Here is a 24,654-nt window from a genome sequence, read left to right as displayed (position 1 = left end):
ACAAAGGAGCGAATCATGTCCGACCATGCCGCCGCCATCCGGGGACTGCGCCGCTGGCATCCGAACCCGTTGGTTCAGGACACGATCAACCGAATCCGAGCACACGGATGGGCGGTGACCGCGATCAGTGAGCAATGCTCGTGCCGGTCCGACGAGTGCCATCCGCCGGATTGCTCCTTCGCGTACACCTCGGGGATGGGCCTGCACAGCATCCCGGAACTCGCCGTCTACGGGCTCGACGCCTGGACGAGCCGGGAGTTGCTCAACGAGCTGGGCGACATCTTCCACACCTACGACTGGCGGGACGCGGTCGATCGAGGTGTCGACATCACGGTCAGCTCGCTCGAGGTCCCGGTTCGCGTCATCGAGATGATCGACAAGGACGATCTGATCGTGACAGGCGAGCTGTTCCCGGACGCGCCGGCACTGCAGGCGGTCTGGGCCGATGACTTCGGGAAATACCCGTGGGACGACGGCTATTCGCTCGCCGAGCTCGATCAGAAGCTGAAAGGCGTTGCCGGGACGGGCGCGGACCGCGTCCGCGCACAGCGGGTGATCAGCCGTGGGCCCGGACCCAACCGGGCGCAGCGCAGAGCCGCACTTCGCAGGCGCTGAACGCACGAACGGCCCCACCTCTCGCCTGAGAGGTGGGGCCGTTCGTCAAACCCGTTGAATCCGTAGCACTCACACGCGAAAGATGCGTGTCGGTACTACAAAATCGGGAGGGAAGTCACCAGCTGGACTTCTGCACGCCCGGAAGCTCACCGGCGTGTGCCATCTCGCGCAGGCACACACGGCAGAGGCCGAACTTGCGGAACACCGAGTGCGGACGGCCGCAACGGTTGCACCGGGTGTAGCCCCGCACGGCGAACTTGGGCTTCTTGTTGGCCTTGTTGACCAGAGCCTTCTTTGCCATGTCAGTTGTCCTTCACGGAGTTGTCTTTGAACGGGAAGCCCAGCGCGCGAAGCAGTGCGCGGCCTTCGTCGTCGGTGGTGGCCGAGGTGACGACAGTGATGTCCATACCCCGCGGCCGATCGATCCTGTCGATGTTGATCTCGTGGAACATCGACTGCTCGTTCAGGCCGAACGTGTAGTTGCCGTTGCCGTCGAACTGACGATCCGACAGTCCGCGGAAGTCGCGGATACGCGGGAGTGCGATGGACACGAGTCGGTCCAGGAACTCCCACATCCGGTCACCGCGCAGCGTGGCGCGGGCACCGATCGGCATGCCCTCACGCAGCTTGAACTGCGCGATGGACTTGCGGGCGCGACGGATCTCCGGCCGCTGACCCGTGATCAGGGCGAGGTCCTCGACCGCACCGTTGATCAGCTTGGCGTCGCGGGCGGCGTCGCCCACACCCATGTTCACCACGACCTTGACCACGCCGGGGATCTGCATGACGTTGTCGTAGGTGAATTCCTTGTTGAGCGCGTCCTTGATTTCCTCGCGGTAGCGCGTCTTCAGCCGAGGCTGGACATTTTCGGTAGTGGTCATGTCAGATGTCCTTCCCGTTCTTGCGGGAAATCCGGACCTTCTTGCCGGTCTCCGCGTCCTCGCGGTAGCCCACGCGGGTCGGAGTTCCGTCGGAGTCGACGACCATCACGTTCGAGACGTGGATCGAGGCCTCCTGGGTCACGATGCCGCCGGAGGCCGCGCCACGCTCGTTGGCCGAGGCGGCGGTGTGCTTCTTGATTCGGTTCACGCCCTCGACCAGGACCCGCTGCTCCTTGGGGAAGGCCTGGATGACCTTGCCCTTGGCGCCCTTGTCCTTGCCCGAGATGACGATCACGGTGTCACCCTTGTGCACCTTCATGTCAGATCACCTCCGGTGCCAGCGACACGATCTTCATGAACTTCTTCTCGCGCAACTCACGGCCGACCGGGCCGAAGATGCGGGTACCACGGGGGTCGTTCTCACCCTTGAGGATGACGGCGGCGTTCTCGTCGAAGCGGATGTAGCTTCCGTCCGCACGACGGCGCTCCTTGGAGGTGCGCACGATGACCGCCTTGACGACCTCACCCTTTTTGACGTTGCCGCCCGGGATGGCGTCTTTGACAGTGGCGACGATCACGTCACCAATGCCGGCGTAGCGCCGCGAGGAACCGCCCAACACACGGATACAAAGGATTTCCTTCGCACCGGTGTTGTCGGCGACCCGCAGGCGAGATTCCTGCTGAATCACTCGTCAATCTCCTTGACCTGGATGTTTATGTCCGCCGGATTGCCGACCCGACGCACACGGTCTGTCGCCACCGAACACGCGCCTGCCTGGGGTTTTGCGTCCAACATGGCGTCAGAGCGGCCATCCCAGTGGGTTCACGAGCCGATTCGCGACACAGACGTGCCGCAGGCAACCCCACAAGTGTAGGGGAAACCGCAGGTCGGAACCAAATCCCGGCCGATGCGACCGCGCACTCCACGATATCGCGGTTGCTGTCGGCGAGATTTCGGTTGCTGTCGGCGAAATGTCCGCTTCGCGAATGGCCGATTCACGCTGCCACCGATCCGGACCAATCTGCGCCGCCCCCTCACGCGAAGCACCGATAGACGGCCGACGCACCGGCAACCCGCCGAGCCAACAGCCGACCAGAGGGAGGACCGCGTGACCACCGACAACGCAATCCGCACCGACATCGGGCACATCGCACGCCACGGCGCGATCCCGATGACCGCCGCACAGCGTGGCATCTTCTACGCCCAGCAACTCGATCCCGAGGTGCCCATGTCGGTCGCGGCGTTCGCGGAGTTCCGCGACAACGTCGACGCCGATGTCATGGAGAGTGCGGTCGCCGCCACGGCGCACGAGACAGAGTCGGGACGCCTGCGGCTGATCGCCACCGACGACGGTGAGCCCGTGACCTTCGTCGACGACGACCGGACGATCATCCTCGGTCGGCGGGACTTCTCCGACGCCGACGACCCGCGGTCCGCGGCGATGGCCTGGATCGACGATCACCGGTCGCACGCCACCGACCTCTACAACGACGAGCTGCTGCAGACCTACCTGTTGCGCCTCGGTGACAAGCACCACATCTGGTACTGCTGGGGCCACCACCTGGCCTTCGACGGCTATGCCGCGATGTACATGATGATGCGCGTCGCCCAGCACTACACCGCGATCGTCGGCGACGGCGAGGTGCCGCCCGCCCAGATCGCGTCGATGGCGCAGATCGCCGACTTCGACCGGGAGTACCGCTCTTCTGAGGCCTTCGCCGATGACCGGCGGTACTGGGCCGACCACCTTCTCGACGACGCAGGCGCCCTCCCCGAGGTCACCTCCCTCTCGACGACGACCGCGGCCGCCGCGCCCACCGCCACGGTGCGGGCGCACACCCTCCCCCAGCCGCTCGTCGAGCGCATCCGCGAGATCGCCCGCGACCACGCTGTCCGGCCCGCCTCGGTGATCACCGCGGCGGTGGCCGTCTACCTCGCACGCTTCGCCGATCGCGACGAGGCGATGCTGAGCCTGCCCGTTGCCGCCCGCGACCGCGACATCCTGCGGACGTCGGCAGGCCTGACGTCGAACGTCGTGCCGGTGCGCGCCCGCATCGAGGCGCCCGACGAGCAGGAGGTCACGCTCGGCGAGTTCCTCCGCACGGTGAATGCCGACGTCAAACAGGCTGTACGCCACCAGAAGTTCCGCCACGAGGACATCACCGGGGATGTACTCGGGTCGCCCGGCGGACGTCGTGGCTTCTTCGGGCCGATGGTCAACGTGATGCTGTTCTTCGAGCACATCGACTTCGGCACACTTCGCGGCGAGCTCAACGTGCTCTCCACCGGGCCCGTCGAGGACGCGTCGATCAACGTCTATGACGGTTTCACCGGCGGTATGCGTCTCGACCTCGAGGCCAATCCGAATGTCTACTCCCCCGAGGAGATCGAGCGCCACCACGACCGGATCGTCTCCTTCGTCGAGCGGTTCGTGCTCACCGATCCCGGCAGCCCGGTCACCTCGATCCCGTTGCTCGCCGACGACGAGGGACCCGTCGCCCGCCGATTCGCAACCGGCGACGTCCTCGATCTCGGCGACACCACCCTGGTGGATCTCCTCACCGACTCATTCGCGAGCCACGGCACGGAGACCGCGATCATCGATGTCGACGGCGAAACCCTCGACCACTCGGCGTTCGCCGCCCGCGCCCGGTCGGTCGCCGACGGCCTCCGGGCCCGCGGTATCGGACCCGAATCGGTGGTGGGCGTCGGGCTCCCGCGCAGCGCCGAACAGGTCATCGCGTTGCACGGGGTGACCCTGGCCGGCGGGGCATTCCTGCCGATCGACCCGGCCGAACCGGCGGCACGTCTGCAGCACATTCTCGACACCGCACGGCCCGCGGTCGTGATCACCCCCGACGGCGCCGCCCTCACCGACCACGAGGTCGACACCGTCGGTCTCGACGAACTCCGAACCGATGCGCATCCCGGGCGCGGGCGCCACGCGGTGCACACACCCCGCGCCGCTCGACTACACGCCGATCATCCCGCGTACGTGCTGTTCACCTCGGGTTCCACCGGAAAGCCCAAGGGCGTCATGATCAGTCACCGGTCGATCGTCAACCGGTTGTCATGGATGCAATCCCGGTACGGCCTCGACAGCACCGATCGGGTGTTGCAGAAGACACCGGCCACCTTCGACGTGTCCGTCTGGGAGTTCTACTGGCCCATGATCACCGGGGCGACGATGGTGATCCCGAGCCCGGACGGCCATCGCGACCCGTGGTATCTGCGAGACGTGATCGCGCGGCACGCCGTCACCACCACCCACTTCGTCCCGTCCATGCTCTCTGCCTTCGCCGCGGCCCACGGCGGCGACGACACAGTGGCCGACGACCTGCGTTCACTGCGCCGGATCGTCACGAGCGGTGAGGCGCTGACCCCCGAAACCGTCGCGGCGGTGGAACGTCTCACCGACGCTCCGGTCCACAACCTGTACGGACCCACCGAGGCGGCCGTCGACGTCACCTTCCACGACCACTGCACATCCGATGCCGGCGCGGTGCCCATCGGCGCGCCGGTCTGGAACACGACGGTCCAGGTCCTCGACCACCGACTGGCCCCCCAGCCGATCGGCGCGATCGGCGAGCTCTATCTCGGCGGTATCCAGCTCGCGCGCGGCTACCGCAACCGTCCCGACCTGACGGCCGGCCGGTTCGTGGCCGACCCGTACGGCACCGGTGCTCGTCTCTATCGCACCGGCGACCTGGTCCGTCGCCGCGCCGACGGCGAACTGGAATACCTGGGCCGCAGTGACTCTCAGGTCAAGATCCGTGGACAGCGAGTGGAGCTCGGCGAGATCGAGGCCGCGTTGAGCAGCCTCGACGGCGTCCGCGCCGCCGGCGTGGTAGTCCGCGACGACGTGGTTGCCGACTCGGCCGCCGTCGTCGGCTATGTCAGCGGCGACGATCTCTCCGACCGCGCCCTGCGGGCCGAACTCGCAGACCGTCTCCCCGAGCACATGGTCCCGGCGATGATCGTCGTGCTCGACGAGCTGCCCACGACCGCCAACGGCAAGCTCGACCGGCGCGCGCTGCCCACGCCGCCGCGGCCCGACTCCGCCGAACATGTGGCGCCGCAGGGGCCGATCGGCGAGCTCGTCGCCGACACCGTCGGCAAGGTGCTCGGCACCGACCACGTCTCGATGTCGGACAACTTCTTCACGCTCGGCGGCAACTCGCTGTCGGCGACCCGCGTGGCGGCCCGACTCTCCCGCGCAATCGGACGACGGATCGATCTGCGCACGGTGTTCGACAGCACGGACCTCACCGGCATCGCCGACGCGGTCGCCGCGCTCGGGGTCGACGAGCAGACCCTGCGGGCCGGATCCGCCACCCATGATCCGGCCCCGGAGCGGGTCGACGGTCCGATCCCCCTCTCACCCGCCCAGTACCGCCTGTGGCTGGCCGCCCGACTCGACCCGGAAGCCGCTGCCACCTACAACATCCCGTTCACCGTGCGGCTGGTCGGCGAGCTCGACGTCGACGCCCTGCAGGCGGCGTTGAACGACGTCGTCGGACGCCATGAGCCGTTGCGGACCACCGTGTCCGAACGGGACGGCATCGCCTGTGCCGAGGTCGCCGACGCATCGGAAGCCCATGTCGCCCTGGATGTCTTCGATGCCACCGCAGGCGACCGGGCCGAGATCACAGGTGCACGCGAGTTTGCCGCCGCGCCGTTCGAGCTCGTCCGGTCCCTGCCCATCCGAGCCCGCCTGGTACGGACCGGCGACGACGACCACCGGCTGACCGTCGTCATCCACCACATCGCCGCAGACGGCTGGTCGCTCGCGCCGCTCGCCGCCGACCTGGCCGCCGCCTATCGCGCACGACGCGACGGCTCCGAGCCCGACTGGCCCGCATTGCCGCTGACCTACTCGCAGGTGAGCGCGGCACGCCATGCGTGGCTGACCGATTCGGGCCCCGACTCCCCCGTCGACGACGATCTCCGGTACTGGACCAAGCGCCTGGCACACTCCCCGCGGGAGACCGAGCTCCCGTTCGATCGTCCTCGTCCGCGCACTCCAGATTCCGCCGGCGCCACCCTGCACGCCGGGATCTCGGCGCCCCGCCATCGCGGGTTGCGAACGCTGGCCGCCGAGAACGACGCCACCACCTTCATGGTGCTGCACGCCGCGGTCGCCGCGCTGCTGCGCACCCTTTCCACCTCCTCCGACATCGCCGTCGGTACCCCGGTCTCCGGCCGTGGCGACGCCGAGATCGACGGTCTCGTGGGCATGTTCGTCAACACGGTGGTACTGCGCACCGAAGTGAACAAGGGAGCCGGCTTCTCTGACCTTCTCGCCGACGTCCGCGGTCGCGACCTGGAGGCGTTCGCGCATGCGGACCTTCCGTTCGACCGCCTGGTCACCGACCTGAACCCGGACCGGTCGGGCAACATCCATCCGTTCTTCCAGGTCTCGGTCGCCGTGGAGGACAGTTCGGCGATCGAGCTGGAGTTCGCCGGACTGAGCGCAACCGCGTCGCGCGTGGAGATCGGGCAGACGAAGTTCGATCTGCAGTTCACCTTCACCGAGCACACCGACGCCGACGGCGATCCCGGTGGCCTGGGCATCGACATCGACTACGCGACGGCGCTGTTCGATCGCGAGACGATCGCCGGCCTGTCCGCACGACTCGTCCGGCTCATCGACGCCGTCACCGCCCGCCCCGAGATCTCCATCGGCGACATCTCCCTCCTCGACCCGCACGAGCAACTCGACCTCGTGCCCGCGGTCGGCGCGGGCCGGCGACCGGTGGAGCACCTGAGCCGTATCCTCGCCCGCGCGGTCGACGCCGAACCCGACCGGGTTGCCGTGAACGACGGCACCTCGGTCTTGACCTACCGCGAGCTCGACGCGGCCGCCAACCGTCTGGCACGGCTGCTCATCTCGCATGGCGCCGGTCCGGAACGCTATGTCGCCGTGTCGCTGCCACGCAGCGCCGACTGGATGATCACCCTGTGGGCCATCACCCGCACCGGCGCCGCATGGGTGCCGGTCGACCCGAACTACCCGCCGGAGCGCATCGCGTTCATGATCGGCGACTCCGGCACCCGGCTACTCGTCACCGACACGGCGTCGGCCCCCTCGAACGACGTCGTCGACGGTGACGATCTCCACACCGTGATCCTCGACGACCCGGCCACCGACGCCGCACGAAAGGCACTGCCCCACGGCCCGATCCGCGCCGGCGAGCTCGACGGACCCACGTCTGTCGACCATCCGGCCTACCTGATCTACACGTCGGGGACCACCGGCACCCCGAAGGGCGTGGTGGTGAGCCACCGCGGTCTCGCGGATTTCGCCGCGCAGCAGGTCGTCCACTTCGGACTCACTCCGCGCTGCCGCACCCTGCATCTCGCCTCACCGAGCTTCGACGCCTCGGTCCTCGAGGTGCTGATGGCGGTGTCCGCCGCGGCGACCATGCATGTCGCACCCCCGACCATCGTGGGCGGCGCAGAACTCGCCCACCTGATGCGCTCGGAGCGGATCACCCACGCATTCCTCACCCCCTCGTTGCTCACCACCATGTCTCCCGAGGAACTCCCAGATCTGGCCGCGCTGGTCATCGGCGGCGAACACCCCAATCCGGAGGTGGTGCGCCGTTGGTCGGCCGGACGCGCATTGTTCAACGCGTACGGCCCGACCGAGACCACGGTGGTGGCGACGATCTCCGAGGACATCACCCCGGACGCCCGAGCCCTCACCATCGGCCGCCCGATCCGTGGGATCGCCGCGATGGTGCTCGACGAACGGCTCCAGCCCGTCGCACCCGGTGCCGTCGGCGAGTTGTACATCGCGGGTCCCCATCTGGCCCGCGGGTACCACGGTGTGCGCCCGTTGACATCCAAGAGCTTCGTCGCCAATCCGTACGGAGACCCGGGTGACCGGATGTACCGGACCGGCGATCTGGTGCGATGGAACACCGACCGCGAGTTGGAGTTCCGCGGCCGGGCCGACCATCAGACCAAGATCCGCGGCCACCGCATCGAGCTCGGTGAGATCGATGCCGCCCTGGTCACCGACGACGCGGTGCGGGCCGCGGTCACCACCACAACCGGCGAGGGCGCACAGGCCCGCCTGGTGTCGTACGTGACCATCGAACCGGCTCAGACGGACGGTGCCGCCCGGCCGGCGGCCGGGGACACCGCCCGGGCGATCCGTGAACGGCTCGCCCGCCGCCTCCCCCGCCACATGATCCCCCACACCATCATCGAACTCGACGAGATCCCCACCACGCCGATCGGCAAGGTCGACATGCGGGCACTGCCGGATCCGGCAACCGCGGACGGCTCGACCGTCGGGGGCGTGGAGCATGTCGCGCCACGTACCGATACCGAACGCGCGGTCGCCGCCATCGTCGCCGACCAGCTCGGCCTCGATACCGCCGACGTCGGTCGCCACCACGACTTCTTCGATCTCGGCGGGAACTCGTTGTCCGCCACACAGATCGTCGGGCAGCTGGAGCAGATCAGTGGTCGCCGTATCGCGGTCCGCGACATCTTCGACCACTCGACCATCGAGGAGATGGCCCGACTGGCGGTGCCGGCCGACACCGACGCCGACTACACCGACCATCGCCCGCTCGCCACCCTGCATCATGATGCCGACCTCGTCATCGCTCCCGGACCGGCACAGCAACAACTCTGGTTCCTCAACCAGCTGACCCAGGACCCGACGGGCACCGACAGCGAGTCGAGTACGGTCGGCCAGTACAACATCGCGTTCGCGCTCGACCTGCGTGGCGAACTCGACGTCGCCGCGCTCGACGGCGCCCTGCGCCACGCGATCGACCGGCACGAACCGTTGCGCACCACCTTCCCTGCGCACGACGGCCATCCGGTCATCGACATCCTGCCCGCCGATGCCGTGACCCTGGATCTGACGCCGACGGAGATCGGCGAGGACGAGTGGGTCACCGCCTCGGAGCAGTTGGCCCGCACGGCCTTCGACCTCACGACCCAGGCACCGGTCCGGGTGGTGCTGCACCGCATCACCGATCGGGTGGCCGGGGAGCCGGACACCGAGGGTCACCACAAGCTGACCATCGTCGTGCATCACATCGCTGCCGACGGATGGTCGATGGCGCCGCTCGCGCGTGACATCGCCGGCGCCTACGCGGACCTGCGAGACGGTCGATCACCGTCGCAGGCCGCACTTCCGGTCGGCTACCGCGACTATCTCCGGTGGCAGGCCGAGAATCTGGAAGGCCGGCTCGACGAGCTGGCCGGGTGGTGGGGTCGAGAACTCGACGGTCTCGACTCCACCCCCATCCTGATCCCTGAGCCCGCATCGACCGCGGAGTCCGTGGACGCCGACGCCACCACGGCGGCGGCGGACGTCGTCGAGGTGGAACTCGACGGTGCGCTGCGGTCGGCGCTCGGCGCCATCTCGGACGGCCGGACAACGGAGTTCATGACGATCCACGCCGTCTTCGCGGCGCTCCTGCACCGGCTGCACGCCGACCCCGACACACACATCGGCGGAACCCCGTCGGATGTCGTCATCGGCACCCCGGTGGCCGGTCGCACCGACCCGCGCCTGTCCGACCTGGTCGGCATGTTCGTGAACTCCGTCGTGCTCCGCACCCCGGTGGACGGTTCGGCCGGGTTCACCCACCTGCTCGACGAGATCCGGCCCCGCGACCTCGAAGCACTGTCGCAGGCCGACATGCCGTTCGAGAACGTGGTGGCGACCGTCAATCCGCCCCGCACAGGCCGGCATCCGATCTTCTCGATCGCACTCGCGTTCGACGCGGTACCCGGAGTCTCCAACTCGGCGCTGGGCGTCGACGTCCACCTCGACGGACTCGAGGTGACCGCGGAAGAGGTCGAGACCGGTGCTGCCCGCTTCGATCTCGAGCTGCGCCTGCGTGGCGACACAGCCCGGTTCACCTACGCGACCGATGTCTTCAGTCGCCCCCGTGTCGAGGCCATCGCACGGGGCCTGGTGGAGATCACCCAGCAGATCGTCGCCGACCCGGAGCGGCCGATCGATGATCTCCCGCTGTCGATCGACACCCCGGAACCCGTTGCGGCACTCACGGAGCCACTCCATCTGGCCGACATCCTGCGAACCACCGTCGCCGAGCATCCGGATGCGATCGCACTTCGCGACGGCGAGACCTCGTTCACCTACGCGGAACTCGATCGACGCGCCGCACGCTGGGCCGATCGTCTGAGCCTCCTGGGTGTCGGCGCCGAGGACGTGATCGCCGTGGCCTTGGATCGGTCCGCGGAATCGGTGGTCGCCACCTGGGCGGTCACCCGCACCGGTGCGGCCGTGCTGCCGCTCGATCCTCGCTACCCGTCCGACCGCGTCCGGCACATGCTCGACGACGCGCAGGCCGTCGTCGGGATCACCGGCCCGGACCGGTTCGGTGAACTGCCACATCATCTCTGGTGGCTGACCACCGACGAGCTCGACCTGCTGCCGGTGCCGACGGATCGCGCAGATCTCGCTGCCGACGATGTCCGCCGGAACCCGGACACCGTGGCCTACATCGTCTACACCAGCGGCTCGACCGGGAAGCCCAAGGGCGTCACCGTGACCCACCGCGGTCTCGCGGCCTACGCCGCCGCCCAACAGCAGACCTACGAACTCGCCGAGGGCGACCGCACCCTGCACTTCGCCTCGCCGGGTTTCGACGCGTCGATGCTCGAGTTCCTGATGGCGTTCGCCACCGGCGCGACCATGGTCGTCGCCCCGCAGTCGATCTACGGCGGCGACGAACTCGTGGAGTTCATGGCGACCGAGCAGGTGACCCACGCGTTCATCACCCCGGCCGCGCTCTCCGCCGCCACCACGTCCGACCTCCCTGCGCTGCGATGCCTCGGCGTCGGCGGCGAGGCTTCGAGCCCGGCCCTGGTGGCGCAGTGGGGCGCCGACAGGCGCTATCTGAACCAGTACGGGCCCACCGAGACCACCATCGTCTCCACCATCTCCCGGCCGCTGCGTCCCGGTGACCCGATCACCATCGGCACCCCGATTCCCGGCTGTGGCGCCCTCGTCCTCGACCATCGGTTGCACCCGGTGCCGCCGATGGTGCCCGGAGAGCTCTACCTGTCCGGCCCCGGTGTCGCACGCGGCTACCTGGGACGCGCGGACGTCACCGCATCCCGATTCGTCGCGGCACCGGACGGTTCCGGCACGGTGATGTACCGGACCGGCGACATCGTGCACCGCGACCCGTCCGGATCGCTGGTCTACCACGGCCGCACCGACAATCAGGTGAAGGTGCGGGGCTTCCGCATCGAACTCGACGAGGTGTCGGGTGCACTCGCGGAGCATCCCGCCGTCGACTTCGCGACCACGCTCGTCCGCGGCACCGGCGCCGATGCCGTCCTGGCGTCATACGTGACGCTGCACGACCACACCGATCCGGCCTCGGCACCGACCGGTACCGATCTCCGGAACACGGTGCGCGGTCGGCTACCCCGTCAGATGGTGCCGTCGTCGGTCACCGTGCTCGACCGGATTCCGCTGACCACCAACGGGAAGCTGGACCGGGCGGCGCTGCCCGAGCCGGTGGCCGTCGCCGATCCGGGTGGCCGCGCACCGTCCACCGCCGCGGAGACCTCGATCATCGGGATCCTCGCCGATGTCCTGGGTGTCGACACCGGTGCCGTCTCCGCCGACGACGACTTCTTCGGTCTCGGGGGCACCTCGCTCCAGGCGACCACCGTGGTCGGTCGGCTGAACAACGCCTACCCGTCGGTGGACTGGCGGGTGCGGGACATCTTCGACACCCCCACCATCGCCGGGCTGGCCCGGATGGTCCCCGCCGACGCGGTGGCCGCTGCGGCGTCCGCACCTGCGGAGCCGGCCGCCGATCGGCCCCGACCGACGCGGGTGCCGCTGGCACCGGTCCAGCGTCGCCTGTGGTCGCTGGCGCGCACGGCACCGGACGCCACCGACTACCTGATGCCCTTCGCGGTCCGTCTGAGCGGCGCACTCGATCCGGAGATCCTCCGCGACACCCTGATCGACCTCGTGAATCGGCATGCGTCCCTGCGCACCATCTACCCGGTGGTCGAGGACACTCCCGTCGGTGTGGTGCTCGACGACACGGCGAGCATCGTCGGCGATCTCACCCCGATCGCGGGCGACGACACGATGCGCGATCGGCTGCTCGCGCCGATGGATGTCACCACCGATGCGCCGCTGCGCGCCGCGGTCATCGAACACGCCTGCGACGAGCACACTCTGGTGCTGGTGATCCATCACATCGCCGCCGACGGCGCCTCACTGCCGGTGCTGATGGGCGATCTCGTGACCGCCTACACCGAGCGCGCGGCCGGACGCACGGAGATCTGGACGCCGGCGGTGGTCGACTACCGGGATTACGCATCGGAGGTCGCCGGTGACGGAGGCGTCGCGGATTCCGCCGAGGCGGATCGACGCTACTGGGCCGACGTACTCGCCGGTTCACCTGCCGAGACGACGATCCCCACCTCGTCCCCGGCCGACCGACCCGACGGCGGCGAAGGGGCATCGGTGGTGACCGCGGTGGACGACGAACTCCGCACCGCACTGGCCGAGTTCGCCCGTGAACGCTCGACGACGCCGTTCGCCGTGCTGCACACCGCACTCGCGGTTCTGCTGCATCGCCTCGGGCTCGGTGACGACCTGGTCATCGGTACCCCGGTGGCCAATCGCGCACCGCGCGGCTCCTCGGCCGGCTACGAACGTGTCGTCGGGATGTTCGTGAACACCCTGGCGCTGCGCACCCGTCTCACACCCGAGGAAACGGTTGCGCACCTGCTCGACGCGACGCGAGCCGCCGATCTCGAGGCGCTCGACCACCTCGACGCGCCCTTCGACGACGTCGTCACCGACGTCAACCCCACGCGCGAGATCGGGAGGCATCCCCTGTTCCAGATCGCGTTGTCGGTGCACGACTTCGCCGAGTCCTCGCCGGCGGATGGCGGATCGATCCCGATGACCGACGAGCTCACGCTCGGACTATCCGAGATCGGCACGCGCACCGCCAAGTTCGACATGCAGTTCACCGTGACCGGGATGGCCCCGGCCGCAACCGAGGCGGCCGTCGAGCTGACCTATGCGACCGCACGGTACTCCCGAGGGGATGCCGAGCAGATCGTCACGCGACTGCTGCGCGTGGTCCGCGCGTTCATCTGCGACCCGGACCGTGCGGTCGGGGACATCCGGATCACCGACCCGCTCGAGGTCGCTGAGGTCAGTCCCGCCACCGGCCCGGACGCGGCGCCGCAGGCCACCTTCGGCGAACTGCTCGCCGACGCCGTCCGGCGCAATCCAGAGGGCTGGGCCGCGGTCACCGACGGTGACGCGATCACCTACGCCGATCTGGACGCACGATCGAACCGCCTGGCCCGGGTCCTGCTCGGACGCGGGGTCGGTGACCAGCCGGAAACCGTTGTCGCGATGGCCATCCCCCGATCGATTCAGGCCGTCGTGACGATCTGGGCGATCATCAAGTCCGGCGCCGCGTATGTGCCGGTCGACCCGACCTACCCACCCGAGCGAATCCGTCACATGCTCGACGACAGCGGCGCATCGATGGTGGTCACCACCTCGTCGAGCCGCGCAGGCTTCGGCGACGCCCTCCACCTCCCCGTCCTGGTGCTCGACGACCTGTCGACCCGGACCCGGTTGGGCCATTCCTCGCCCACCCCCATCCGGGAGAGCGAGCTGGCCGCGCCGGTCCGGCCGGATCAGTTGGCGTACATCATCTACACCTCGGGTTCCACCGGCCGCCCGAAGGGTGTCCTGGTCCCGCACAGCGGCCTCGCCGCCGTCCACGAGGAGCTCCGGACCCGGATGCACCCGGACCGCGAATCCCGTGTCCTGCACTTCGCCTCGCCCAGTTTCGATGCGTCGGTGCTGGAGTTCCTCATGGCCGCCGCCGGCGGCGCGGCCCTCGCGATCGTGCCGCCAGGGATCTACGGGGGCACCGAACTCGAACGCTTCATCGATCGTCATCAGGTCAGTCACGCGTTCATCACGCCGGCCGCGGTGGCCACCATGGACCCGGCTGCGGTGCCGCGACTGCGGGAGCTCGCCGTCGGCGGCGAGGACTTCGGCTCCGAGCTGGTCCGCCGCTGGGCACCCGGCCGCATGATGTTCAACGTCTACGGTCCCACCGAGACCACCGTGATCATCACCGGCAGTACCGCATTGGACCCGGGCGGCCTGCTGACCATCGGAACCCCGAACAACGGGGTGGGCACACTGGTGCTCGACCGGCGTCTACACCCCGTGCCGACCGGTGTGGTCGGTGAGCTCTACCTCATCGGCGACCAGGTCACCCGCGGCTATCACCGACGACCGGAGCTCACCGCGACCAGGTTCGTCCCGGCGCCGATGGTCACCGGCGACGCATATGCCGGTCAGCGGATGTACCGCACCGGCGACCTGGTGCGGTGGACTCCGGACGGCCGTATCGAGTACGTCGGCCGCGCCGACAATCAGGTGCAGGTCCGCGGCTTCCGGATCGAGCTCGGGGAGATCGACGATGCCCTCGCCGCCCATCCCGCAGTGGATTTCGCGGTCACCGTGGTGGACGAGTCCGCCGGTGCCCCGACGTTGCGCAGCTATCTGACGACCTACCAGGGCGTGACGATGGACAGCGACGACATCCGCGCCCATCTCGGATCGCGGCTACCGCGGCACATGCTGCCGTCGTCGATCACCCGGCTGGACGAGGTGCCGCTCACGCCGACCGGCAAACTCGATCGCGAGGCGTTGCCCGCCGCATCCGGGGCGACACCGTCACGCGCGCCGCGTCCGGGCATCGAACAGCAGATCGCCGCGGTCTTCTCCGACGTGCTGGCGCTCGACGAGAACTCGGTGGGCGCCGACGACGGCTTCTTCGATCTGGGCGGCAACTCGCTGATGGCCACCACCGTCGCCGCTCGGCTGGGCGACCTGCTCGGCTGCGAGGTCCCTGTCCAGACGCTGTTCGCGGCGCCGACCGTCGCCGAGTTGGCCGCGGTCACCGAGACTGCCGGGCGCCGGGCCGGCGCCGGACCCGATGGCGCGCCCTCGATCACCGGCGTCGGTTTCGACCCGCTGCTGGCGCTGCGACGGGCACCGTCGAACGCGGAGACGACGCAACCACCACTGTTCGTGATCCACCCGGCGATCGGGCTCTCGTGGAGCTTCGCGTCGCTGCTGCCCCACGTGGCACCGGACCGTGCGGTCTACGGACTGCAGAATCCGATGCTCACCGGCGAGCCCGCGGCACAGACGATCTCCGAGCTGGCCGCCGACTATGTGGCCCGAATCCGCACCGTCGCGCCGCACGGGCCCTATCACCTGGTGGGTTGGTCGCTCGGTGGACTGATCGCCCATGAGGTGGCGATCGCGCTGCAGGCGGCCGGCGAGGAGGTGGCACAGCTGGTGCTGCTGGACTCGTTCGTGCTCGCCGACCGCCCGGACCTCGCGACCGAACCGTCGGTGGCGGAACTGCTGTCCGAGTTCGGCATCACTGCCGCCGATGATGGGCGAGAGCCCTCGGTCACCGAGGCATGGCAGGCCGTGCGTGCCGCGGGCGGACCCCTCGCCGGGCTCTCCGAGGCCGACTTCGCGGCCGTCCACCGAACGTTCCGGCACGCGACACCGCTCGCCGCGCACTGGCGTCCCGGCACGTTCCACGGCGACATGACATTCGTGACGGCGGCGGGTGACCCACCGCCCGGGCGCCCCGCGGTGGACGACTGGCGCGATCACGTCAGCGGTGAGATCGCCGAGACCATCGTGGACTGCGCCCACGCGCGGATGCTGCTGCCGGAGAACGTGACCGGATTCGCGGCCGCGATCGACTGCACCACCGGCGATGCCAACCCGGCACCCGCCACCACCGATCTGGACACCGATAACGGAATCGCCAACGAGGAGGAAGCATGACTAATCCGTTCGACGACACCGAAGGGGTGTTCTTCGTGCTGGTCAACGACGAAGGGCAGCACTCACTCTGGCCCGAGTTCGCACCGGTACCGGAGGGCTGGCGCACCATGCACGGCCCCGCCGGACACGACGACTGCCTCGCCTACGTGGAAGAGAATTGGCGCGACATGCGGCCGACCAGCCTGATCCGGGCGATGGAGTCGGCTGCGGCAGCAAAGGAGAGCGAGGACCGCATTGGGACGGCACAGCATGATTGACGCCACCGATCACACCGACGACATCGAGGACACCGGCGATGCGCGTGCCCTCCGGCTGTCGGGCGTCCGGAAGACCTACCGCTCCGGCCTTTTCGGGCGTGGGCCGCGGGTCCATGCGCTCGACGGACTGGATCTGACCGTTCCCACCGGAACCGTGCACGCGCTCCTCGGACCCAACGGCGCAGGCAAGACCACCACGGTCCGGACCGTCGCGACCCTGCTCCGGCCGGACGAGGGAGAGGTGGAGGTCTGCGGGCTCGACGCGGTGGCCGAACCGGACGCCGTGCGTGCCCGGATCGGCGTCTCCGGCCAATATGCCGCCGTGGACGGCACTCTCACCGGTTTCGAGAATCTCCGTCTGGTCGGTCAGCTGTACAAGCAGTCCCGCGGCGAGGCCTCCGACCGTGCCCGCGAACTGATCGCGGACCTCGCGTTGGAGGACGCCGCCGACCGGCCGATGCGTACCTACTCGGGTGGCATGCGCCGACGGCTCGACCTCGCCGGAGCGCTCATCAACCGCCCCGAGCTGATCATCCTGGACGAACCGACCACCGGTCTCGATCCCCGTGGCCGGCGACAGATCTGGGAGGTGATCGAGACCCAGGTGGCGGCCGGTACGACCGTGTTGCTCACCACCCAGTACCTCGAAGAGGCCGATGCGCTCGCCGATGCCATCACCGTCATCGACCATGGGCGCGTGCGGGCACAGGGCACCGCCGACGAGCTGAAATCGACCACCGCACAGTCGCTGCTCACCATCGAAGTACGCGGGACCGACGATTCCGAGGATTCCGACGAGCGATCCGGCCTGGTGGCCACCACCCTCGCCGAGGTCGGCCTCGGGATGCCGAGCAGGCTCGGGCCCAACCGCTGGTCGGTGCCGGTCGCCGACGGCACCCGAAGCGGCGTGGACGCCGTGAAGATCTGCGACCGCGCCGGAATCGACGTGGTCGACGCCGAGGTGACCACCCCGACCCTCGACGACGTGTTCCTGCGCCTCACCGGCAGACCCGAGGACGACGATCCCGACGCAGGCGAGGCGCAGGCCCGCACCGAACGATTGGAGCGAGTGTGATGTTCGCCGACACCGCCGTCATCGTCGAACGCAATCTCCTGACCGTCCGACGTATCCCGACCCTGCTGGTGAGCGCGACGATCCAGCCGCTGATGTTCGTGTTCCTGTTCGCCTACGTGTTCGGCGCCACCTTCGGCGGCGGATCGTATCGAGAGTTCCTGATGGCCGGGATCTTCACCCAGACCGTCGTCTTCAATGCCGCCTTCACCACCGTCGGACTGGCAAACGACATGTCCGACGGCATCATCGACCGGCTCCGGTCCCTGCCGATGTCCCGGCTCGGCGTGATCGCGGGCCGGGTCACCTCGGACATGTTGCTCGGGATACTCGGACTCGGGGTGATGGTGGCCTGCGGGCTGGCCATCGGCTGGCGCGTCCGTGGCAGTGCTCTCGATGCGGCCATCGCCTTCGGGGTCCTGTTGCTGTTCGCTCTGGCGATGGCGTGGGTCGGTGCGGTGACCGGATTGGCGGCGCCCAATGTCGAAGTGGCCCAGAGCATCGGGTTCCTGTGGATGTTCCCGGTGACCTTCCTGTCCAGCGCCTTCATCTCGGCGCAGAGCCTGCCCGGTTTCCTCCGGCCGATCGCGGAGTGGAATCCGGTCACGGCCGTCGCCACCGCCTGTCGCCAGAAATTCGGCAATGTCTCACCGCCGGATTTCCCGGCGCCCACCGGCTGGGTCGCCGAGCATGCGGTGAGCTACTCGATCGGCTGCAGCGTCGCCATCCTGGCGATCTGTATCCCGTTGTCGCTCATCCTCTACCGCAAGTCCACCGCGTAGGGGCTCGCCCCGACGTCTCCGGCGGCGTCCCCGCATCGGCTCACGCCGGCGCGGGGACGCTTGCGTTTCTCACACCCGAGGGTCCCTAGATCGGGATCTGGGTGAGGATCGGCGTGGTGGGCTGAGCCGACCCGCCTCGGGGTTCGATGGTCACCGCCAGCACCTTCGAGTTGTCGAGAGCATCGACGAGCGTGGGTGCGTTCGCCCCGCCGGGCGGGATGAGTCCGGCCGAGACCGGATTGTCCGCCTTGCCGACGAGCCAGAGTTGGTATTCGCGGTCGTCGGCGATCGGATTGCGCAGGTCACGCAGGAGGGCGACCGCCTGATTGCGTTCGCGCGAGGTCACCACCGACATCGTGCCGCGATCGTCCTGCAGATCACCGACGGCCAGTTGGGCATCGGGCGCCTTGAGGACGTCGAGAACCTGCTGATCCGACTCGGCCACCGTGGAGGCGGGCGGCGCATCGGGAGCGGTCGTCCGGCCGACGATCACGCCGGCGCCGAGCGCGACGACGACCGCCGCGGCAGCGGCGGCCACCCCGACGGCCCATCGTCGGCGGCGGCGATGCTCATCCATCGACACGACGTTGCCGGCCGTCGGTGCATCCGGCTGATCGGGCTGATCGACCTGCGGCGGAACGGGTTCGTCGGGTCCGCCGACCGCGGCGCCGCCCGCGTCCGCCGCCTCGATGTCGACAGTGGCGGCGAAAACAGTCTCGAGAACACGACCCCGCAACGCGTTCGGCGGTTCGAGAGCATACGAGCTCGCGAGATCGGCCATCGCCGAGCGGGTGTCGGCGATGCGTCCGTCGTAGATCCGACGCTCCACCGGCGACAATCCGCCCAATTCGCGCTCCACCCGGGCGTCCTCGGCTGCGGTGAGGATGTCCACGGCGAAGAGTTCGACGTGGTCGTCGAGCCAGTCGGTGTCAGGCATCGTTCTGGCTCCTCAGGCAATGGCGCAGCTTACGCAATCCGTCCCGGATACGGGACTTGATGGTGGGCAACGGCGTCGAGGTCTGCTCAGCGACCTCGGGATAGCTCATTCCGCTGAAATAGGACATCTCGATGCTATCCCGTTGCAGATCGGTGAGCCGGTTCAGACACGTCCGGAGTTCGTCGTTCTCCTCACGATCGACCACGATCTCCAGCGGCGCAGGCGTTCCCGCGGGCGCCTGATTGGTGGCGCCGTACTCGGCGATCTTCCGGTGTTGCAGTTCTTCGGTCCGTACCCGGTCGACGGCCCGTCGGTGCGCGATCGTCATCATCCAGCTGATCACGGTGCCTCGCGCGGGGTGATAGTCGGCGGCCTTCTGCCAGAACACAAGATAGGCCTCCTGCACCACCTCCTCCGCATAATTGCGGTCGCGCACGACACGGAGGGCCAAACCATAGATCCGGGCGCTCGTGAGGTCATACAGACGCGCGAATGCCCCCCGGTCGCCGCCGGCCGAATCGGCCAGCAGCGTTCGGAGGAGATCGGTGTCGTTACCCGCACCTGTGGAAGTCACTCCCCCACGGTAGCCAAAGAGTCCCGCATCATGCGCGCGTTCACGATGTCCCGAGCGGCTCACGGAACGGTCAGGTTCATCACCTAGACTGAGCAGCCACGCTCTCGGACCAGAACGGATGTACATCGTGGGTAGATCTCAGCGCCTCCTCCTCGGGGCGATACTGACGGTGGTCGCAACCGTCGCGGCACTGGTCGCAGCCGTTCCCGGTATGTCCGCTGCGGCCACGACATCGCATGTCGTGAGCCGCTACGACGACGATCCCCAGCAGGTCACGCTGATGGTCTACTCGGCATCCATGGGACGCAACATCCCGGTCACCGTGTTGACGCCGCGTAATCGATCCACCCCGAGTCCCACCCTGTATCTCCTCAACGGTGCCGGCGGCGGCGAGGACTCCGCGACCTGGGATGCCCGGACCGATTACAAGCAGTACTTCGCCGACCAGAACGCCTATGTGGTGACGCCCATCGGCGGCGCGTTCTCGTACTACACGGACTGGCAGCGCGACGACCCCGCACTCGGGCGCAACAAGTGGCAGACCTTCCTCACCAAGGAACTCCCGCCCCTCATCGACGCCGAGTTCAACACGACCAAACGCAACGGCCTCGCCGGGATCTCCATGGCGGGTACCTCGGTGCTCAACCTGGCCATCGCCGCACCCGGTCTGTACAAGTCCGTGGCGGCCTTCAGCGGTTGCGCGCGGACCAGCGACCCGGTCGGGCAGGAGTACATCCGCCTCGTCGTGCAGGATCGCGGCGGCGCGAACATGACCAACATGTGGGGACCGCTCAACGGCCCGGGATGGCGTGCGAACGATCCGTACCTCAACGCCCAGAAGTTGCGCGGCACCAAGCTGTACATGACCGCCGGCACAGGGTTGTCCGGACCGCACGAGCAACTCAGCGACCCGGGCGTGAATGGCGATCCGTTGTTCCTCGCGAACCAGGCGGCGCTGGGCGGTGTGATCGAGGCCGCCATCGACCAGTGCACGCGACAGATGGCGACCCGGCTGGCCGACCTCCACATCCCGGCCAGCGTCAAGCTACGACCGACCGGCACCCATTCATGGGGCTACTGGCAGGACGACCTGCACCAGACCTGGCCGCGGATGGCCGCCGACCTGCGCTGAGGACCAGGGCCACGCCGGCAGGCCGGTCACCAACGATCGAGGCTGGTGTACCCGTCCTGCAGCGCACGGGCGAGCAGATGTGTCTTGGTCGGGGCGTCCCGCCCGACCGCCGAGTACTTTGCCCGGATGCGTGCGAGATGAGTGCTCACCGTCGACGCCGAGATGAACAACGACGCGGCCGCGTCTTCCTTCGACTCGGCCGCCAACCAGCCGAGCAACACCTCGACCTCACGTGACGAGAGCACCGGCCGTCGGTGCGGCGTCACCGCCCCGTCGAAGTTCCGATGGTCCGAGATTCGGGCCACACTGCGATCCGGCCTGTCCTCACCGGAGGTGTGGTGCTGCGGCGCCGGCACGCCGATCTCGCCGCGGCGGGCATCGGCGCCCCGCGCCAAGTGAATGGGCACTCGTGAACTGGCGGTCACTGGTCATCCTTCGCTCTGCACGACCGCATGCGTAATACGGTCTGTTGTCCCACGGAGCGCCCCAGTCCCCCCGACAAGACCGCACCACAGGTAATGAACATTAGGGACTTGTCGCCGTGATCGTTAGACCCAGAACTGGGGACATCGCGTGTTCACGCGATCGTGCAGAGCGTTTGCGACGGGTGCGACCTGGCTGATTCGGTCGCGCCGGGTCACCCCTCGGACCGTCCTGGCCCGTCGCGGCGCGATTGCCGGCCCGCCGCGGCCCCCCGTCCGGGAACCGGCAACCAGCCGTCCTCGACTGCTCGCTTGAACAGATCGAGTTTCGTCCGTGTGGGCCGGCCCGCGGCCGCATATTTTTGACGGATCCGTTTGAGGTACTCGTTGACCGTTTCCGCGGTCACCCCGAGCGCCGCCCCGACGCCGGCGGATGTCTCACCCGACGCATAGAGGGTGAGTACCCGCTGCAGCTGCGGACTCAGGTCCACGGCCTCGAGCTCCGGGTCGGCATCGATCGCGGCGGCCCACTCGGTGGTCAACACCTCACATCCCGACCCTGCCGACCTGATGGCTTTCACGATCTCGTCTTCGGATGCCGATTTGAGGACGACCCCGAGCGTGCCGGCGCGGGCCGCCGAGCGCAGCAAGGAAGGGTGCTCCCCAGAGGTGTAGACCACCGTGCCGATACCCGCGTCCGTGAGACGGGTCACGTTCTGGCCCGGCGTCGTCCCGTCGTCGAGGCGCAGGTCCAGGATCACGATGTCGGTCTGGATTCCTTGTTCGAGAAGGCCGCTGACCGTGGACGCCGAGCACACGAGATCCATGTCGGGTTGCCGATCCAGGATGCGTTCGATGCCCCAGACCGGGGAAGGGTGATCGTCGACCATTCCGACCCTCAGCACCGTCGGCGCATCCGGTGTCATCGCCATCCCTTCCGGTCATTCCCTCCTCCGTCGAGGGTATCGGCATCACCGTCCGCAGTCCTGCCCACCCGGCGACCTCGCGTCGGTTCACTCGACCCGCTGGCCCCGCGACGATCGACCTGGCACCATGAGAAAACGAGAACGTGTTCTAGTAGAACCCCCGATTTCCGGTCGAACCCGAGGAGACCCGCCGATGGCTTCCGCCGCATCCACTCACGACGTACTGGGCACCACAGTCACCATGCCGGTCGAGATCCGGCATGCCCGATGCTTCGTCGCCGGCTTCACCGCGGACAGCGACGCCGTCGAGCACGCGATCCGCACCGGTGGCGATGCGGGCGACGCGTACCCGCGTCCGCTGCGCATCCGGCCCGGACGCACCATGTGCATGCTGGTGTTCGTCGACTACGTCGACGGCGACCTCGGACCGTACAACGAGTTCGGTGTCTGCTTCCTCGTCGAGGATCCGACCCGGCCTCCCTCGTCACCGATCCGGGCTCTTCGCTCCCTGATCGGCGGCGATGCCCGTGCGCTGATCCATCACCTGCCGGTGGACGGCGACTTCACCCTGGCCGCGGGCCGCGGCATCTGGGGCTTCCCCAAGACCCTCGCCGATTTCGAGGTCGATCACGATTCGTCGACCAAGCACGGCCGCGTCGTCGCCGACGGACAGCTCGTCGCGGACCTGACGGTCCGCCCGGGGATACGGGTCCCGGACTCCGCGCAGGACACCGTCCTCAACGCCTACTCCCAGCTCGACGGCGTCCTGCGGATGACGCCGTGGCGACTCACCTCGACCTCGGGCACCCGCACCCGCATGGGCGGCGCCGACCTCGTCCTCGGGACCCACCCGATCGCCGACGAGCTACGCTCCCTGAAGCTGAGCCGGCACGCGCTGATGGCGTCCTCGGTCTCCCGGGTCACGATGGCTTTCGAGGACGCGACGGTCATCTCCGCCACACCGTGACCACCCTGTAACAATCCGCCGCCGCGGACCGACTACTTTGTGAGTTCATCCGCCCGCAACCCGTGGGCCGTCCTCGACCGTGCCGGATCCGGCGACGGTCGGAATCCCGACCAAAGGAGTGAATCGCACCGTGAGCCCGCTCAGGCGCTGGACAACGGTCCTGTTGATCGTCGTCGGGTCGGTGGCGTCACTCCTCGCCACCGCCGGCACCGCTCAGGCCGCGCCGGCGAAGCCGTCGCGGATCGTGAAGGTCGTCCACGACGGACCGCAACAGGACACCCTGACCGTCTACTCGGCCGCAATGGGCAAGACCTTCCCGGTCGAGGTGCTCACCCCGCGCGACCGCAGCACCCCGTCTCCGGTCTTCTATCTGCTCAACGGTGCGGGCGGCGGCGAGGACGGGGCGACGTGGGCGGCCCGCACCGATTACAAGAAGTACTTCGCGGACAAGAAGACCTACGTGGTGACTCCCATCGGCGGCGCCGCGTCGTACTACACCGACTGGATCCACGACGACCCCGAGCTCGGACGCGTCAAGTGGCAGACCTTCCTCACGAAGGAACTCCCCCCGCTGATCAACCGACAGTTCTCGACCACCGGACGCAATGCCATCGGCGGCATCTCGATGTCCGGGACGTCGGTGCTGAATCTGGCGATCGCCGCGCCGAAGCTCTACCGGGCCGTCGGTGCATTCAGCGGTTGTGCCCGCACCACCGATCCCCTCGGCGAGGCCTACGTCCGGATCGTCGTCGAGAGTTTCAGTGCACGCAAGGTCACCAGCATGTGGGGCCCACCCGGCGGTCCGGTGTGGCGTGCGAACGACCCGTACCTCAATGCCGAGAAACTGCGTGGCACCAAGATCTACATGACGAGCGGCAACGGTCTGCCGGGTCCGCACGAGACTCTGAACGATCCCTCCGTCAAGGGCGACGCCGCGTGGCTGGCCAACCAGACCCTGGTCGGCGGTGTCCTGGAGAGCGCCGTCGGGCAGTGCACCGGCCAGATGGCCCGGCGCCTCGCCGATCTGCACATCCCGGCCGACGTGTCGGTGCGTCCCAACGGCACCCATTCCTGGGGGTACTGGCAGGACGATCTGCGCCGGACATGGCCGAAGATCGCCCGCGACCTGGCATCCTGACCGCCTGGCATCCTGACCGCGCACGCCCGTCGTCGGGCATCACCCGGCAGGCATCACCCG

General features: G+C 68.4%; 16 protein-coding genes. 8 read left to right on the top strand and 8 right to left on the bottom strand.

Annotated elements, in window-relative coordinates; all coding sequences use genetic code 11:
* Positions 1 to 15: 15 nt before the first annotated feature.
* Entirely contained in the window at positions 16 to 615 is a 600-nt protein-coding gene (locus tag ACPXCG_RS07770; protein WP_425790778.1) for a DUF4262 domain-containing protein, read from the top strand.
* Positions 616 to 730: 115 nt separating this feature from the next.
* On the opposite strand, the gene ACPXCG_RS07765 is transcribed toward ACPXCG_RS07770, so the two are convergent.
* The 4 genes from ACPXCG_RS07765 to rplN are packed head-to-tail and all read right to left on the bottom strand — an operon-like array spanning position 731 to position 2,185.
* On the bottom strand, positions 731 to 916 hold the full coding sequence (locus ACPXCG_RS07765) for a type Z 30S ribosomal protein S14 (protein ID WP_161062092.1): 186 nt from the start codon (positions 914 to 916) through the stop codon (positions 731 to 733).
* Between the two features lies 1 nt (position 917).
* Positions 918 to 1,496: a 50S ribosomal protein L5 gene (gene rplE, locus ACPXCG_RS07760; RefSeq protein WP_425790775.1), complete on the bottom strand. Its 579-nt coding sequence runs from the start codon at positions 1,494 to 1,496 to the stop codon at positions 918 to 920.
* A gap of 1 nt (position 1,497) precedes the next feature.
* Positions 1,498 to 1,815: a 50S ribosomal protein L24 gene (gene rplX / locus ACPXCG_RS07755; protein WP_164308704.1), complete on the bottom strand. Its 318-nt coding sequence runs from the start codon at positions 1,813 to 1,815 to the stop codon at positions 1,498 to 1,500.
* Position 1,816: 1 nt separating this feature from the next.
* Complete coding sequence (gene rplN / locus ACPXCG_RS07750) at positions 1,817 to 2,185, bottom strand: 50S ribosomal protein L14 (protein ID WP_425790773.1); 369 nt, start codon at positions 2,183 to 2,185, stop codon at positions 1,817 to 1,819.
* A gap of 420 nt (positions 2,186 to 2,605) precedes the next feature.
* Here rplN and ACPXCG_RS07745 point away from each other — a divergent pair, with 420 nt between their 5' ends.
* The 4 genes from ACPXCG_RS07745 to ACPXCG_RS07730 are packed head-to-tail and all read left to right on the top strand — an operon-like array spanning position 2,606 to position 18,498.
* Entirely contained in the window at positions 2,606 to 16,387 is a 13,782-nt protein-coding gene (locus ACPXCG_RS07745) for an amino acid adenylation domain-containing protein (RefSeq protein WP_425790771.1), read from the top strand.
* Positions 16,384 to 16,644, top strand: coding sequence for an MbtH family protein (locus tag ACPXCG_RS07740; RefSeq protein WP_425790769.1), 261 nt, complete (start codon positions 16,384 to 16,386; stop codon positions 16,642 to 16,644). Before ACPXCG_RS07745 ends, ACPXCG_RS07740 begins: the two co-directional genes overlap by 4 nt.
* Entirely contained in the window at positions 16,637 to 17,719 is a 1,083-nt protein-coding gene (locus ACPXCG_RS07735; RefSeq protein ID WP_425790767.1) for an ABC transporter ATP-binding protein, read from the top strand. The genes ACPXCG_RS07740 and ACPXCG_RS07735 overlap by 8 nt, the downstream gene beginning before the upstream one ends.
* Positions 17,719 to 18,498, top strand: a complete 780-nt coding sequence (locus ACPXCG_RS07730) for an ABC transporter permease (RefSeq protein WP_425790765.1) — start codon at positions 17,719 to 17,721, stop codon at positions 18,496 to 18,498. Before ACPXCG_RS07735 ends, ACPXCG_RS07730 begins: the two co-directional genes overlap by 1 nt.
* Before the next feature lie 85 nt (positions 18,499 to 18,583).
* Here the strand turns inward: ACPXCG_RS07730 and ACPXCG_RS07725 are convergent, their stop codons facing one another.
* Both ACPXCG_RS07725 and ACPXCG_RS07720 read right to left on the bottom strand, forming a co-directional pair.
* Positions 18,584 to 19,435, bottom strand: a complete 852-nt coding sequence (locus ACPXCG_RS07725) for an anti-sigma factor (protein WP_425790763.1) — start codon at positions 19,433 to 19,435, stop codon at positions 18,584 to 18,586.
* Positions 19,428 to 20,009 (bottom strand): sigma-70 family RNA polymerase sigma factor, encoded by a 582-nt coding sequence (locus tag ACPXCG_RS07720; protein WP_425790761.1) that lies wholly within the window; start codon positions 20,007 to 20,009, stop codon positions 19,428 to 19,430. The genes ACPXCG_RS07725 and ACPXCG_RS07720 overlap by 8 nt, the downstream gene beginning before the upstream one ends.
* Positions 20,010 to 20,127: 118 nt before the next feature.
* Here ACPXCG_RS07720 and ACPXCG_RS07715 point away from each other — a divergent pair, with 118 nt between their 5' ends.
* On the top strand, positions 20,128 to 21,141 hold the full coding sequence (locus tag ACPXCG_RS07715; RefSeq protein WP_425790759.1) for an alpha/beta hydrolase: 1,014 nt from the start codon (positions 20,128 to 20,130) through the stop codon (positions 21,139 to 21,141).
* A gap of 26 nt (positions 21,142 to 21,167) precedes the next feature.
* Here the strand turns inward: ACPXCG_RS07715 and ACPXCG_RS07710 are convergent, their stop codons facing one another.
* Together ACPXCG_RS07710 and ACPXCG_RS07705 are read right to left on the bottom strand one after the other, a co-directional pair.
* Positions 21,168 to 21,497, bottom strand: coding sequence for a response regulator transcription factor (locus tag ACPXCG_RS07710; RefSeq protein ID WP_425792071.1), 330 nt, complete (start codon positions 21,495 to 21,497; stop codon positions 21,168 to 21,170).
* 281 nt (positions 21,498 to 21,778) lie between these two features.
* On the bottom strand, positions 21,779 to 22,495 hold the full coding sequence (locus ACPXCG_RS07705) for a LuxR C-terminal-related transcriptional regulator (RefSeq protein WP_425790757.1): 717 nt from the start codon (positions 22,493 to 22,495) through the stop codon (positions 21,779 to 21,781).
* Between the two features lie 187 nt (positions 22,496 to 22,682).
* Here ACPXCG_RS07705 and ACPXCG_RS07700 point away from each other — a divergent pair, with 187 nt between their 5' ends.
* Together ACPXCG_RS07700 and ACPXCG_RS07695 are read left to right on the top strand one after the other, a co-directional pair.
* The gene (locus ACPXCG_RS07700) at positions 22,683 to 23,456 is read left to right on the top strand and encodes an acetoacetate decarboxylase family protein (RefSeq protein WP_425790756.1); all 774 of its coding nucleotides are present in this window, start codon (positions 22,683 to 22,685) and stop codon (positions 23,454 to 23,456) included.
* Positions 23,457 to 23,586: 130 nt separating this feature from the next.
* A complete protein-coding gene (locus ACPXCG_RS07695; RefSeq protein ID WP_425790754.1) occupies positions 23,587 to 24,594 on the top strand; it encodes an alpha/beta hydrolase in 1,008 nt (335 codons plus the stop codon).
* Positions 24,595 to 24,654 lie beyond the last annotated feature (60 nt).

Origin of the sequence: Gordonia sp. DT218, assembly GCF_049847105.1 — a bacterium.
GTDB lineage: Bacteria > Actinomycetota > Actinomycetes > Mycobacteriales > Mycobacteriaceae > Gordonia.
The sequence above is the reverse complement of the archived record's forward strand: the minus strand, read 5'-3'. Positions and strand labels throughout refer to the sequence as shown.

Bases quoted from the DNA above. Each gene is read 5' to 3' on its own strand.
- ACPXCG_RS07725 (WP_425790763.1), bottom strand. From the start codon at position 19,435: ATGCCTGACACCGACTGGCTCGACGACCACGTCGAACTCTTCGCCGTG.
- ACPXCG_RS07770 (WP_425790778.1), top strand. From the start codon at position 16: ATGTCCGACCATGCCGCCGCCATCCGGGGACTGCGCCGCTGGCATCCG.
- ACPXCG_RS07730 (WP_425790765.1), top strand. From the start codon at position 17,719: ATGTTCGCCGACACCGCCGTCATCGTCGAACGCAATCTCCTGACCGTC.
- ACPXCG_RS07705 (WP_425790757.1), bottom strand. From the start codon at position 22,495: ATGGCGATGACACCGGATGCGCCGACGGTGCTGAGGGTCGGAATGGTC.
- ACPXCG_RS07765 (WP_161062092.1), bottom strand. From the start codon at position 916: ATGGCAAAGAAGGCTCTGGTCAACAAGGCCAACAAGAAGCCCAAGTTC.
- ACPXCG_RS07740 (WP_425790769.1), top strand. From the start codon at position 16,384: ATGACTAATCCGTTCGACGACACCGAAGGGGTGTTCTTCGTGCTGGTC.
- rplX (WP_164308704.1), bottom strand. From the start codon at position 1,815: ATGAAGGTGCACAAGGGTGACACCGTGATCGTCATCTCGGGCAAGGAC.
- rplE (WP_425790775.1), bottom strand. From the start codon at position 1,496: ATGACCACTACCGAAAATGTCCAGCCTCGGCTGAAGACGCGCTACCGC.
- ACPXCG_RS07715 (WP_425790759.1), top strand. From the start codon at position 20,128: ATGTACATCGTGGGTAGATCTCAGCGCCTCCTCCTCGGGGCGATACTG.
- ACPXCG_RS07700 (WP_425790756.1), top strand. From the start codon at position 22,683: ATGGCTTCCGCCGCATCCACTCACGACGTACTGGGCACCACAGTCACC.
- ACPXCG_RS07735 (WP_425790767.1), top strand. From the start codon at position 16,637: ATGATTGACGCCACCGATCACACCGACGACATCGAGGACACCGGCGAT.